Genomic DNA, 13,408 nt, shown 5'->3' with positions numbered 1-13,408 from the left:
TTTGATTTCAATTGCTATAAATTAGCCACAAATTTTATTTATGAAAATTAATAAAGTACTTATACTGCTTAGTGTTTTACCACTTTTTGCTTTTACGGGATTACATAAATATTACTTAAGTGTAACACAAGTAAATTATATCGAGAGTAAAGAAGCTATACAAATAACCACTCGAATTTTTGTTGACGATTTAGAGCTTGCTTTACGTAAAAATTTTAACGACACTATTACTTTAACAGGTTTAAACCAACCTGAAGTAGGCGATATTTATATCGAAAAATACATAAAACAAAAATTTACTCTAAAAATTAACAATCAGCCTGCTAATTTTAGTTTTATAGGAAAAGAATATGATGGCGATATTGTACGCTGCTATTTAGAAGTTGAAAATGTGAAAACCATAAAAACACTAGAAATAAGCAATGCCATTTTGTTTGATGTTTATAATGAACAGCAAAATATTGTTAAAACCAAAATTTATAATAAGCAAAAGAGTAAAGTTTTATCAGGTTCAAACAGAAACTTCCTGTTAAATTTTAATTAAAAACCTCGTTTAGAAATGAAAATTTATTAATTTCGGACGTTTTTAGTTACAATAATTTAGCTTTTATGGCTAAAATTCAAAAATCATTAAAAAAACTCAAAAAACTAACAATGAAAAAACTAACTTATTTAATGTTTTCATTTGTTGTTGTGTCGTCTAGTTTATTTGCACAAGAACAAACGAAGCCGCAAGGTCATACCGACCAAAACAAATTTCGACAATTAAAGGATGTATTGGCAACACCTAACGAAACAAGAAATGCTTCTGGAGCACCGGGTTACGCTTATACTCAACAACAGGTGGATTATGTAATGGATATTCGTTTAGATGAAAACAACGATAAGATTTTTGGTGAAGAAAAAATTACCTATCACAATAATTCTAAAGATCATTTAGAGTATTTATGGTTACAGTTAGACCAAAATATGAGAGCAAAAGACTCGAAAACTCCAGATGCTAAGTCAGAAAATTTTAATGCTGCTTTTAATGGGCCAATTTCGTTTACAAAGGCTAATTTAAAAGATAGATTTGATGGTGGTTTTAATATAGAATACGTAAAAAATGAAAATGGTTCGGCATTATCGCATACCATTAACCGTACCATGATGCGTATAAACTTAGCAAAACCATTAGCACCAGGTGAAATTTTTAAATTTAGTATTAAGTGGTGGTATAATATTAACGACATTAATGTTGATGGCGGGCGTTCTGGTTTAGAAACTTTCCCCGACGGAAATAAAAACTATACCATAGCTCAGTTTTTTCCACGTTTATGTGTTTACGATAATGTTGAAGGTTGGCAAAATATGCAGTTTTGGGGGCGTAGTGAGTTTGCTTTAGAGTTTGGGCGCTATGATGTAAAAATTACAGCTCCAGCCGATCATATTTTAGAAGCTACAGGAGAGTTACAAAACCCTAAAGATATTTACACAAAAGAACAATTAAAACGTTTTGCTAAAGCCGAAAAAGAATACACCAATCCTGTTTTTATCGTGTCTCAAGAAGAAGCCGAAGTAAACGAAAAGGGTAGAAGCACAAAAACAAAAACATGGCACTTTATAGCAAATAATGTTAGAGATTATGCGTTTGCATCGTCTAGAAAGTATATTTACGATGCCATGGCTGTAAAGATAAATGGTAAGAATATTATGGCTATTTCCTTATATCCAAAAGAAGGAAATCCGCTTTGGGAAGAACATTCAACACGAGTAGTTGCTAATACTCTAGAAGAATACTCAAAGTACACATTCGATTACCCTTACAGTAAAGCTATTTCTGTACATTCAGAAAGACAAGGGATGGAATATCCAATGATTTGTTTTAACTACGGACGTCCAAATCCAGATGGAACTTATTCAGAACGATTAAAAAGGGGGATGATTGGCGTTATTACTCACGAAGTAGGACACAACTTTTTCCCAATGATTGTAAACAGCGACGAACGCCAATGGACATGGATGGACGAAGGAATTAACTCCTTTGTAGAAACCTTAGCAGAGTTAGATTACGATCCAAATTTTATTACAGGAAACTTACCTAAAGACATTGTACCATACATGGGAGGTGATCAAAATTATATTTCGCCAATTATGTCGCAAGGTGATTACGTCTATCAATTTGGACCAAACGCTTATACAAAACCAGCTGCAGGTTTATACATGTTACGCCAAACCATTATGGGACCAGAGTTGTTTGATTATGCTTTTAGAACTTACTCGCAACGTTGGATGTTTAAGCACCCAACACCTGCCGATTTCTTTAGAACTATGGAAGATGCTTCTGGAATGGATTTAGATTGGTTCTGGAGAGGATGGTTTTACACTACAGATTATACCGATATTGGTGTTAAAGATGTTAAGCAGTACTATTTAACAGATAAGCCAACCGATTATGCTAAAACGCAAGCGGCTCGTTATAATATGAATCTTGATGATTATAAAGACAAGCTTATTTATTTTGCAGAAGGTGTTAACCCAGAAGAAGCTAAAGAACCAAAAGACTTTGCATTTTTAAACGAACATATAGCAAGTCTTTCTGATGCTGAAAAAGCTAAATTAATAGAAGCTCCAAAATATTTTTACGAAGTAACCTTCGAAAAACCAGGTGGTTTGGTAATGCCTATTATTTTAGAAATTACATATAGCGATGGAACCAAAGAACGTAAAACGTTTCCAGCACAAATATGGAGGTATAACGATAATGAAGTTAGCAAGGTATTTAAAACTCAAAAGGCGATTACTAGTTTTGTAGTAGATCCAGATCTTGAAACAGCAGATGTTGATACTTCAAATAACGCTTGGCCAAGAGACCAACAAAATAGTTTCGACAAGTTTAAAGAACAAGTTCAAAACTAAACATATTTAAAAAAATAAAAAAAGCCGATTAATTTATAATCGGCTTTTTTTATTCTAACAAAAACAACACTTATATTTGCATTGTGATACAACAACCTACATTATTATTTATTAGCGGGCCAGAAATAGCATTTATACTATTTATAGCTATTATGGTTTTTGGCGCCGATAAACTACCCGAAATTGCTCGAGGCTTGGGTAAAGGCATGCGTACTTTAAAAGATGCCACAAACGATATTAAACACGAAATTACCAAAACAGCCGAAAATAGTGGTATTGACACTAGCGTTGCCTCAGACGTGAAAAAAGAATTAGAGCAGGTTAAAGAAGATCTAGAGGATTTTACAGGATCGGTAAAACGGAAAATTTAGCCGTTAATCTATTCATCGATAGGTAGTTCATCTATTAAACAAATACATTTTACATTTTACCGAGTTTATTGAAGTGATTTTTACTTAAAAAATATCTTTGAAGTACCAAATCATCAAAATAACCTACATTATGAAAACTACTTTACTGTATTGTTTTCTATTCTTTTCTGTGCTTACTTACGGGAAAGAGGAACGAGAAATTATCAAAAACATTGATAACATTAATTCTTCAGCCACTCAATATCTGGAGAATAAAAACATTGTTAAAGCATTTAAAGAGTTTGTTTTAGCTAAAAAATTATCCGATTCAATTCACGATCATTATGGTAGTGCCTTGGCAAATTTCAACATAGGGAATATTTACAACCTTATGGAAAATTACGACTCTGCAAAGGCATTTTACAAATTAACCTTAAAGTCGTTAGTAAATATAAACGACGACTATTTATTAGCAAGTACGTATTTAAATTTAGCCAAAATTTATACAAAGGAAATCGACTATTCGAAAGCTACCTATTATTTTAATGAAAGCTTAAAATACGCTCAAAACTATCCTGTTTTAAGCACACCTGAAAATAAAAAAACCGAACAGGTTTATTTTGAAGCGCGATTAAATTTAACCGAGTTGCACATAGCTAAGGGTAATTTAGAAGAAGCTTTAATTAGTTTATTAAAAATTAAATCAGATTTAGATTCAAAAAATATAGGTAAGTATTATTTAGGGTATTTCAATTATGTATTTGGTACCTATTATTCTAAAAAAGAATTATTTAATAGTGCTACAGAAAATTTTAGAAAAGCAATTCCTTATTTTGACAATAATGTGCAAAACCTACCCTTATTAAGTAAGGTTTATATGCAGTTATCTGTGGCCTTAGCAAAATCTGGTAAAAGTACCGAAGCTTACCTTACGCTTTTAGAACATAATAAATATCAAGAAGAATTAGATAGTAAAAGAAAAAATCAGCAAGATTTACTTATTAAATCTAAATTTTTAATTGAAGATTACAAAGCAAATGCAGAAAAAGCAAATGCCGAACGATTAGAGCAAATACAAGTGGCCGATAAGTTCAAGAAAATTAATATTGCTATTGTTATAACGCTAATTTTATTACTGTTTTCGGTGGTTATAATATATTGTAATTATGTGTCTAAACGAAAATTAAGTAACACACTTGAAACTAAAAATAGTGAACTAGAAATTGCAAAAGATGAAGCTTTAAAAACGGCCGAACTTAAAAGTAAATTCATTTCTAATGTATCTCATGAGTTAAGAACTCCTCTTTATGGCGTTGTTGGTATAACGTCATTATTATTAGAAAAAAATGATTTAAACGACAGCGATAAAAAATACTTAAATTCTTTAAAATATTCTGGCGACTATTTGTTAAACTTAATAAATGATATTTTACAGGTTAGTAAAATGGAGGCTCAAAAGGTCGAAATTAAAAGTGTTTCGGTTAACTTACCAGAGATGTTAAATAACATTGTAAATACTTTTAATTATCGCTTAGAAGAAACTAATAATAAATTAGTTTTAAATATCGATAACTATGTGCCAGAGCATGTTAAATGCGATAAAGTAAGGTTGTCTCAAATCTTAATAAATTTAATTGGGAATAGCGTTAAATTTACTAGTAATGGCATTATTAAATTAAATGTGGTGCTTTTAAGTAAAAACAACGATAAAGTAGGTTTACGTTTTGAAGTGGTTGATAATGGTATTGGTATTCCAAAAGAAAAATTCAACACTATTTTTGAAAACTTTTCTCAAATAGAAGAAAGTAATTTAAACTATCAAGGTACTGGTTTAGGGCTTTCTATTACCAAAAACTTAGTGAATTTATTTGGTGGAGATATTAAATTAGAAAGTGAAGTTAATGTTGGAACAAAAATTAGTTTCGAACTTAATTTCGATATTGATAATTTAAGCAACATTACTCAACCAGAAGCCAAATTGGTTAAAAATAACGTTGTAAAAGGACAAAATGGTATTAAAATTTTAGTTGCGGAAGATAATAAGATTAATCAGGTAGTAACTAAAAGTTTATTAACTAAGCAAGGTTATAGTTGTAAGATTGTTGATAACGGCCAGAATGCTCTTGACGAAATACGAAATAACCATTACGATTTAGTTTTAATGGATATTAACATGCCAATTATGAATGGTAATGAGGCTACAAAAGCCGTAAGACGTTTTAATTCTGAAATTCCAATTATAGCGCTTACAGCTGCCGATATTGAAGATATTGGTAAAAACTGCAAAGAAATTGGGTTTAACGATTACATTATTAAGCCATTCGATAATTATGAGTTTTTTCAAGTGATTTCGGAAAATCTTCAAAAAGCAACGAAAAATAATTACGAAACAGTCGAACCTCAAAATGGTTCTAATTTGCGAGTAGTAAAAGCATCATAATTAGGGTTAAAAGTATAACCATTAGTAAGGAAATTAAATTTTCCTACTAATGGTTAAGCCATCTCTAATAGGAAGTAAAACGGTTTCCACACGTGTGTCGTTTTTTAAAAGTGCGTTGTATGCGATTAAAGCGGGCGTTGAGGTATCATCTTTTTTAAAAGTTTTATCTAAAATTTTGCCACTCCATAAAACATTATCCGATAAAATAATACCGCCCGTATTAAGTTTATCAATAATTAAGTTGAAGTATTTTGAGTAATTGTCTTTATCAGCATCAATAAAAACTAAATCAAAAGTTTTATTTAGTTTAGGAATAATATCTAAAGCGCTTCCTAAATGTTGATGAATTTGAGATGCATAATCAGATTTATCGAAATACTTTCTTTGAAAATCAACCAATTCCTCATTAACATCAATTGTATGTAGTTCGCCATTGTCTTGCATGCCTTCAGCTAAACAAAGGGCCGAATAACCAGTGTAAGTACCGATTTCTAAAATATTTTTTGGATTAACCAACTTTGAAATCATACTTAAAATTCTACCTTGGTAATGTCCACTTAGCATTCTAGGTTGTAAAATTTTCTGGTAGGTTTCTCTAGTAAGCTGTTGTAATAATTCGGGTTCGTCTTCGGTATGTTTTACAACATAATCATCTAATTCTTCTGGTATAAAATGCATTAACTTAAAATTCTGTTTACTAGTTCATTTTTTGCTTTTTCGTCATCGCCATAAAGCCATTGTAGTACATTATCTTCCCAAATGGCATCACGCTCGGTTTCGTTTATAATTTCGCGTTCTATGGCCAAATCTAAAATTTTACCCGGGTACGACGATTGTTTGGTGCTTTCCATTTCTCCTAAGGGGTAAGGGTCGTCTAATCCCATTAACACCTGTTTGGCGCCTTGATTTTTTACTAAAAGCTGAAAAGAGCCTGTATCATGAACCAAAGTATCAAAAAATATATTTTTATGGCCGACAGCCTTTCTTGGGTGGTGTTTGCCTTCGAATAAATCGGGTCTGCCATCAAAACCTTGTATACGTCTTCCTAAGTTAATTTGAGCTAATTGCCCGCCATGAGCAAAACAGGTTCGCATATTTGGGTATCTATCTTGCAAACCATTTAAAGTGAAAAAATGGTAAGCATCGGCGCATTGCGCAAGCATCCAAATTAGGTGAAAACGCCATGCAGTATTTTGTAGTTTTATAAATTTTTCGCCGTCGTAGGGGTGAATTTCAACGGCTAATCCATATTTATCGGCAAGTTCAAAAATACGAGCGTTTTCTTCATCAAAAATACTACGCCAAGTACCAATGGTATCCATGTAATGTGTTGGCAAGCATAAAAGACGCATGTTTAACTCTTCAACACAACGTTCAATTTCCCAGCAAGCACCACGAACATAACCAGGATGCACTACAAAACCACAAGTGAATTTTTTAGGATGTTCGGCTTGTATTCGGGCGTTAAAATCGTTTTGAAAACGAAGCGCTTGTTTCATTTCCTCTAAACGCAAACCGTTACCATATAGTTGCGATAAATTTAAAACCACGGCATGGTCTATTTTGTTGCGTTCCATCCAAGCGAGTTTTTCATGGAGAAAGAAACTTGAATCTGTAATGGGACGATTCCAATCTTTTTGAAGCATAAATTTTCGGTCTTTATCCACCCAAAAAATGCCTTTGTCTCGCATAAAATCTGGAATTTCTTCCGGATAAGGTAATAAATGCGAATGCCCGTTTATTCTAAGTTTACGTTTGCTCATGGTTTGGTGTTAATGCGCTATTTTAACGCGACAATCTAATTTAAATTAATGAAAATTTATTTGTTCGATTTTCCTTTCCCAAATTTGTTGTGGTATCTATCAAAAATGGCAGGCATATCGGTTTCAATATTTTCCAAAGTAAACTCTTCTTCATAAATTAAATCGGCTTCTTCTTCAGAATACCATTGTAATTTATCTTTTACGCCTTTGTCTCTTGGGTATTCTATAACCAAACCAACCGTATTTGGTCCGCGCTGAGGCGAATGTGGTACTTTTGGAGGTAATAAAAATATCTCGCCTTCTTTTATATGAATGTCTTTAGGTTTGCCCTCATCGATAACTTTTAAAACAATATCACCTTCAATTTGATAGAAGAATTCAGGCGTTTCGTTATAATGATAATCTGTACGGTCATTCGGGCCACCAACAACCATGACTATAAAATCACCATCTTTCCAAACGACCTTATTTCCTACAGGTGGTTTTAATAAATGACGGTTTTCTTCAATCCATTCTTTAAAATTAATTGGCGGATATATTTTACTCATTTTATATAATTTTTAGATTTTTTAATTCTAATATCGGTACAGCTTAAAGATAGTTAAAAAGTCTTGTTTTTAAAGATTATGTTTTGCCATAATTATATCAGTTTTTATTTAAATTTTTTGGTAGTTATATTGGTTAAAAAAGGAAACGAAAGTTTCACATTTTTTGGTAACGAGAAAAGGTTTAAAATAAACCTAATAATAGAATTAATAATTATTCTAGTGCGTTGGTAGTTACATAATAGCGCCAACCAATTATGGCAAGTTGTAGTTTGCTGGCTTTAGCTAAATCGAGCTGTTGTTTAGTGTAACTGGGTAGAATAAATTTATTAAGTTTTGCTAATCCTTTAAAAAAATGCTTTTTCAATTTAATCTTCTTTTTGTAAAAATAGTAAAACTTATTCTAGACTAAGTTTTACGTATTTAAAAAAGTTAGAAAATTGAAATAATTAAAATGATTATTTCAATTAAAATTTTGGTAAGCGTTATCATATAATTATGGTTTAAAATGGTTAGTAAAACAATGATTTTTGTTATTGTTTTTTCAATATAAATACTTAACTATATGTTTGCCAAACAGTTTTATAGAAATCTGTGAAAGTGAATACTAAATTGTAGTTAAAAAAACATAATTAGTTTCGATTTATTTGTGACTTGCTTGTTTTAAGTTGTTTAATGTAGTTTTAAACGCTGCTTTAGTTTTAATATGTAGGTTTTGAAGGGGCTTTTTGCTTTAGTTTTTGTAAACCAAGGCAGATTTCATTTTTAAGAAGGCCAAAATGGGCTATTTCATTATTTTTTTGTTGAAATGAATAGCCGATTTTTATAAATTAATTAAACTTAAAATAAAGAAATATAGCAGAGTAATATTGTAGTATATTTAGATAAGAGAAATGGTATGTCAAAAATATTAAAGTAGTTAATTATAGTCCTGCAATTCGGTTTTCGTTTAAAATAACTTCGGTTTCTTTTTTAACTTTTTCTAAAATGGTTGAGGTCTTATCGTTTGTTGAGATTAGCTTATTCGATAATAAATTTAAAATGGCTTTGTCTTGTGCACGCCCTTTAAGCATGGCTTCTTTGTAGCCAATATTTTCATTAAATGTAACTAAGCTGTATTTAGAGGTATAATCTTCAGGAAACTCTTTTTCTAAAGCCATTTCAATTTTTCGTTTTTCTTGAAAAATAGCTTGCCCCACGTGGTCGCGCATTTCATTAAAATTATCTAAAGCTAAATCGGCAATAGCATCGGTATCTTTTTTTCTGGTTTTTTCGTATGCACTAAAAATAGTTTGCCAATCGGCATTTTTATTTTGGTTTAAAACAGAATCAAACTCAACAACATCTTCAAACGAGGCATTCATACCTTGCCCGTAAAATGGAACAATAGCATGTGCAGCATCGCCCATAAGCAGCGTATTGCCTTTATAATGCCAAGGCGAGCATTTTATTGTGCCAAGAGCTGCAGTTGGGTTTTTAAAAAAATCTTCAACTAAATTAGGCATAATTTTAAGGGCATCGCGGAATTCGTTTTTAAAGAATTTGGTAACAATTTCTGGTGTGGTTAAATTGTTAAAGTTGTATTTACCTTCGGTATAACTTAAAAAAAGTGTTACTGTAAAACTACCATCTAAATTGGGTAGGGCAATAAGCATAAAATCCCCTCGTGGCCAAATGTGCAATGCGTTTTTATACGTTTTATAATCGCCAGTTTCTGTGGGTAAAATACTCAGTTCTTTATAGCCATGAGTTAAATAGTTTTGCGAAAAACTAAATAGGAATTTTTTACCTAAATAATAGCTTTTACGTAAAGCAGAACCAGCGCCGTCGGTGGCTATTATACAATCGGCATCTTCAACAAACTCCGTTTTGTCTTCATAATCTTTAAAAAGAGCTGTAGTATTTTCAAAATCTACCGATTTACATTTTCTATTAAAATAAATATTTACGTTTTCGTGTTTTTCGGCTTCGGTAAGTAAAAGCGCATTAAGTTCGCCTCGAGAAACAGAGTTTATATATTCGTGTTCACGACCGCTGTAATTCGATAAAAAAGTTTCGCCTTCTTTGGTATGTATCATTCTTCCATGCATAGGTATGCAAAGTGATTTTACTTTATTTTCTAACCCAACTAATTTCATGGCCTTATTACCACGATCTGAAAACGCAAGATTTATAGAGCGACCAGCAGAAATATCGGTTTTTCTTAAATCTGGTCGCATTTCGTAAACATTAACAAAGTACCCCCGTTGTGCTAACCTTAAGGCTAATAAACTACCACATAAACCGGCGCCAATAATTAAAATATTCTCTTTTTGTTTCATGTTATATTTTAGTATTGTTAAAAATACTTCTTATTAAGCTCTTTTATGTTTTTAATATCTCTTTAAGTTTTTCTACCATTTTAAAAACATCTTCAAAAGTATTATAAAACGGTGTTGGTGCACAACGTACAACATCTGGCTCGCGCCAATCGGTTATAATATTTGCTTCTGTAAGTTTATGGTGTAAACTTTTATCTGCATTTTGCACTTGTATAGAGAGTTGGCAACCGCGTTCCTCTGGGTTTTTAGGTGTGATTATTTTTATTTTACTGTTATTTAATTCGTTAATTAAAAACTCGAAATAACCCGTTAGTTTTTTCGATTTTTCTCTTAAAGCATCCATTCCAACTTCGTTAAACATATCTAATGATGCTTTTATAGCAGCCATAGAAAGAATAGGTGGGTTGCTTAGTTGCCAACCTTCGGCACCCGGCATAACATCGAGCGGTTGGCGCATATTAAAACGCGTGTCTTTGTTGTGGCTCCACCAACCAGCAAAACGTTTAAGGTTTTTATTGTAAGCATGTTTTTCATGCACAAAAAGTCCTGCTAAACTGCCTGGTCCAGAATTTAAATATTTGTAAGTGCACCAAGCTGCAAAATCTACTCCAGAGTTGTGTAATTCTGGTTTTATATTTCCGGCACCATGAGCCAAATCTATACCAACCATACAGTTTTTAGCATGTCCAATTTCTGCAATTCGTTTTAAATCGAGGTATTGACCGGTATAATAATTTACACCACCAATTAAAAGTAGTGCAATTTCATCACCTTGTTGCTCTAAAATGGTTTCTAAATCTTCAATATTTAAAAGTTCTTCACCTTCACGAGGTTTCCATTCTACCATACCATCTTCAGCATTAAAACCATGAAATTCAAGTTGTGTTTGTACCGCATATCTATCGCTAGGAAAGGCATCACTTTCAATAACAATTTTATATTTCTTTTTTGTTGGTTGATAAAAGCTAACCATTAATAAATGTAAGTTTGTGGTAAGCGTATTCATTACTACCACTTCAATAGGTTTTGCACCAACAATTTTGGCCATACTTTCGGTTAAAAACTCATGATAAGGTAACCAAGGGTTTTTGGCTTCAAAATGGCCTTCAACACCAAGTTTAGCCCAATCGTTTAGTTCTTGCTGAATATAAGTTTGTGTACTTTTTGGTTGTAAACCCAACGAATTTCCTGTAAAATAAAGCCAGTCTTTTCCGTTTTTATCTTTTGGTATATAAAACTGGTCGCGATATTTTGCTAGAGTATCGTTTTTATCTTGTTGCAACGCATACTCAAGGCCGTGTTTATAGGTGTGCAATGTGATTTGATTTTTGGGTTTTAACAAAAATAAGAATTATAAGAATAGCAACTGGTACTATTAATAAGGCTTTAAAAAGAAAATGCTTCAATAATATTACTATTGAAGCACTTTGATATATATATAGACGCCTTACGCGGAATATTTATACTTTATTTACGTGTAAAACGAATTCTTAGACGTTTATAATTAATTTTTTTTTTTGATGTTTTATTTTATTGCAATGTTTGTTAATTTTAAATTCCAATCGCCTTCTACTTTTTTATGACTTTGGGCTATTTTTATGCCATTAAAATCTTTATAATCTTCAAAAGTATTGGTTAATGATGCTTCTTGTTGATTTTGCTTTCTAAAAACCCACTCTTTAATAATATATTGGTTGTCAAAGTAAATGTCGTAGGCATCGCCAGGAGTATAACCGCCTTTATTTGGATATGTTAACGTGATTTTTTGGAGCTCAATTTGGCTAATTGGAGCTATCTCATTTTTTGCCTCTGAAATTGTTACATTTTTATCCCAAACTAATTGAAACGGAAATAATAACCAAAACTTATCGTTTGTAAATGCGGCATCGGTTTTCGCATTAATAGAATCTATTTGTTTTCTGTTATAGGTTATGGTATCGGTTTCTGTAAAAAGGCTAACAGTGTTTGTTTTAGTATTCCATAACCAATGTCTTTTATCTGCGAAAGTAAATGCAATTTCGCTTACATTATTCCAGTTTTTATAACCATGTGCATTTGCAATTTTTTCGGCGGTAGTTAAAACATTAGTTTTAGACGCTGTTTTTAAAGGCTTTGAAACTGTTTTTTCTTTACAGTTGAAAAATAATAATGCTATGAATGTAATTTGTATTAAATGTTTCATAAGTTAAAAAATATCTTTTTTATAAAGATACTTTTTTAACTGTGAAGCTTTATTTTTAATGCCCATTATTTTTTAATACGCCTGGCATTTTTGCTTTAAAACGATTTAACCTCGGGATTGAAACCGCTTTTATATAAGGGTGATTTGGGTGCTTTTTTTCGTAGTCTTGATGATAATCTTCAGCGACCCAAAATTTTTGAAAAGGGTAAACTTCTGCGGCTATTGTTTTACCTAATTTATCCGCTAAAGCTTTCTTTTTCTTTAAAATAACCTCTTTTTGTGTGTTATTTTGATAAAAAATTATAGATCGATATTGAGAACCACGATCGTTACCTTGTCCGTTAACCTGTGTTACATTCTGCGATGCAAAATAAACATCTACCAAAGTTTCAAAACTTACAATGTTGGGGTCGTAAATAATTTCTACAGCTTCTGCGTGACCTGTTCTGCCTGTGTTACTAGCTTCGTAAGTTGGGTTTGAAGTATGCCCACCTGAATATCCAGAAATAGATTCTTCTACGCCTTTTACACTTTCGTAAATAGCTTCCACACACCAAAAACAACCGCTAGCAAAATAAGCTCTGGCTTTTCCATTTTTTAAAGGAACCTCCACTGGTTCATTATCTGTTATAGTTACTTTTTGCTTTTTGTTTTGCGCATCGTTTTTACAACTTAACAATACAAATAATCCGAATAAAAGAAATATGTTTTTCATGCTATTATAGACGTTTTTAATTTTTAAACTTAACAATTTTAATGTTAAAATAGATTTAAAAAAAGCCTTTACAGTACGCAAAGGCTTGGATAAGTAGGGGTAATTGTTCAAGATTAATAAGTTAGGTTAGGTTCTGGTTGTGTTTGAGAGACAATGACTAACTCTTAAAAATAAACAAGTTGATAACTTGCAAA

At 31.8% G+C, this 13,408-nt stretch carries 12 protein-coding genes; 4 read left to right on the top strand and 8 right to left on the bottom strand.

Annotated features, from left to right (window positions below; translation table 11 throughout):
- Positions 1-40 precede the first annotated feature (40 nt).
- The 4 genes from LG651_RS14765 to LG651_RS14750 all read left to right on the top strand — a co-directional run bounded on the left by LG651_RS14765 (position 41) and on the right by LG651_RS14750 (position 5,688).
- Positions 41-544 carry a DUF6702 family protein gene (locus tag LG651_RS14765; RefSeq protein WP_226696879.1) on the top strand — a complete coding sequence of 168 codons (504 nt, stop codon included), beginning with the start codon at positions 41-43 and terminating at the stop codon, positions 542-544.
- Between the two features lie 110 nt (positions 545-654).
- Positions 655-2,898: a M1 family metallopeptidase gene (locus LG651_RS14760; protein ID WP_226696878.1), complete on the top strand. Its 2,244-nt coding sequence runs from the start codon at positions 655-657 to the stop codon at positions 2,896-2,898.
- 83 nt (positions 2,899-2,981) lie between these two features.
- Positions 2,982-3,269, top strand: coding sequence for a Sec-independent protein translocase subunit TatA/TatB (locus LG651_RS14755; RefSeq protein ID WP_226696877.1), 288 nt, complete (start codon positions 2,982-2,984; stop codon positions 3,267-3,269).
- 130 nt (positions 3,270-3,399) lie between these two features.
- Positions 3,400-5,688, top strand: a complete 2,289-nt coding sequence (locus LG651_RS14750; protein WP_226696876.1) for a tetratricopeptide repeat-containing hybrid sensor histidine kinase/response regulator — start codon at positions 3,400-3,402, stop codon at positions 5,686-5,688.
- Between the two features lie 33 nt (positions 5,689-5,721).
- Here LG651_RS14750 and LG651_RS14745 read toward each other — a convergent pair whose 3' ends face one another.
- The 8 genes from LG651_RS14745 to msrA form a co-directional block, all read right to left on the bottom strand.
- Positions 5,722-6,366: an O-methyltransferase gene (locus LG651_RS14745; RefSeq protein WP_226696875.1), complete on the bottom strand. Its 645-nt coding sequence runs from the start codon at positions 6,364-6,366 to the stop codon at positions 5,722-5,724.
- On the bottom strand, positions 6,366-7,451 hold the full coding sequence (locus LG651_RS14740; protein ID WP_226696874.1) for an amidohydrolase family protein: 1,086 nt from the start codon (positions 7,449-7,451) through the stop codon (positions 6,366-6,368). Before LG651_RS14740 ends, LG651_RS14745 begins: the two co-directional genes overlap by 1 nt.
- 56 nt (positions 7,452-7,507) lie before the next feature.
- On the bottom strand, positions 7,508-7,999 hold the full coding sequence (locus LG651_RS14735) for a 3-hydroxyanthranilate 3,4-dioxygenase (protein ID WP_226696873.1): 492 nt from the start codon (positions 7,997-7,999) through the stop codon (positions 7,508-7,510).
- A gap of 211 nt (positions 8,000-8,210) precedes the next feature.
- Positions 8,211-8,363: an SsrA-binding protein gene (locus tag LG651_RS14730; RefSeq protein ID WP_226696872.1), complete on the bottom strand. Its 153-nt coding sequence runs from the start codon at positions 8,361-8,363 to the stop codon at positions 8,211-8,213.
- Between the two features lie 556 nt (positions 8,364-8,919).
- The gene (locus LG651_RS14725) at positions 8,920-10,317 is read right to left on the bottom strand and encodes an FAD-dependent oxidoreductase (RefSeq protein WP_226696871.1); all 1,398 of its coding nucleotides are present in this window, start codon (positions 10,315-10,317) and stop codon (positions 8,920-8,922) included.
- A 43-nt stretch (positions 10,318-10,360) separates the two neighbouring features.
- Entirely contained in the window at positions 10,361-11,632 is a 1,272-nt protein-coding gene (gene kynU / locus LG651_RS14720; RefSeq protein ID WP_226696870.1) for a kynureninase, read from the bottom strand.
- 210 nt (positions 11,633-11,842) lie between these two features.
- Complete coding sequence (locus tag LG651_RS14715; RefSeq protein ID WP_226696869.1) at positions 11,843-12,499, bottom strand: hypothetical protein; 657 nt, start codon at positions 12,497-12,499, stop codon at positions 11,843-11,845.
- 55 nt (positions 12,500-12,554) lie between these two features.
- Entirely contained in the window at positions 12,555-13,214 is a 660-nt protein-coding gene (gene msrA, locus LG651_RS14710; protein ID WP_226696868.1) for a peptide-methionine (S)-S-oxide reductase MsrA, read from the bottom strand.
- Positions 13,215-13,408 lie beyond the last annotated feature (194 nt).

Source organism: Neotamlana sargassicola, from assembly GCF_020523965.1.
Lineage (GTDB): Bacteria > Bacteroidota > Bacteroidia > Flavobacteriales > Flavobacteriaceae > Neotamlana > Neotamlana sargassicola.
The sequence above is the reverse complement of the archived record's forward strand: the minus strand, read 5'-3'. Positions and strand labels throughout refer to the sequence as shown.

What these genes read in the sequence shown, in the direction of transcription:
- LG651_RS14765 (WP_226696879.1), top strand. Translation starts at nt 41, where the DNA reads ATGAAAATTAATAAAGTACTTATACTGCTTAGTGTTTTACCACTTTTT.
- LG651_RS14760 (WP_226696878.1), top strand. Translation starts at nt 655, where the DNA reads ATGAAAAAACTAACTTATTTAATGTTTTCATTTGTTGTTGTGTCGTCT.
- LG651_RS14750 (WP_226696876.1), top strand. Translation starts at nt 3,400, where the DNA reads ATGAAAACTACTTTACTGTATTGTTTTCTATTCTTTTCTGTGCTTACT.
- LG651_RS14745 (WP_226696875.1), bottom strand. Translation starts at nt 6,366, where the DNA reads ATGCATTTTATACCAGAAGAATTAGATGATTATGTTGTAAAACATACC.
- LG651_RS14740 (WP_226696874.1), bottom strand. Translation starts at nt 7,451, where the DNA reads ATGAGCAAACGTAAACTTAGAATAAACGGGCATTCGCATTTATTACCT.
- LG651_RS14735 (WP_226696873.1), bottom strand. Translation starts at nt 7,999, where the DNA reads ATGAGTAAAATATATCCGCCAATTAATTTTAAAGAATGGATTGAAGAA.
- LG651_RS14725 (WP_226696871.1), bottom strand. Translation starts at nt 10,317, where the DNA reads ATGAAACAAAAAGAGAATATTTTAATTATTGGCGCCGGTTTATGTGGT.
- LG651_RS14715 (WP_226696869.1), bottom strand. Translation starts at nt 12,499, where the DNA reads ATGAAACATTTAATACAAATTACATTCATAGCATTATTATTTTTCAAC.
- msrA (WP_226696868.1), bottom strand. Translation starts at nt 13,214, where the DNA reads ATGAAAAACATATTTCTTTTATTCGGATTATTTGTATTGTTAAGTTGT.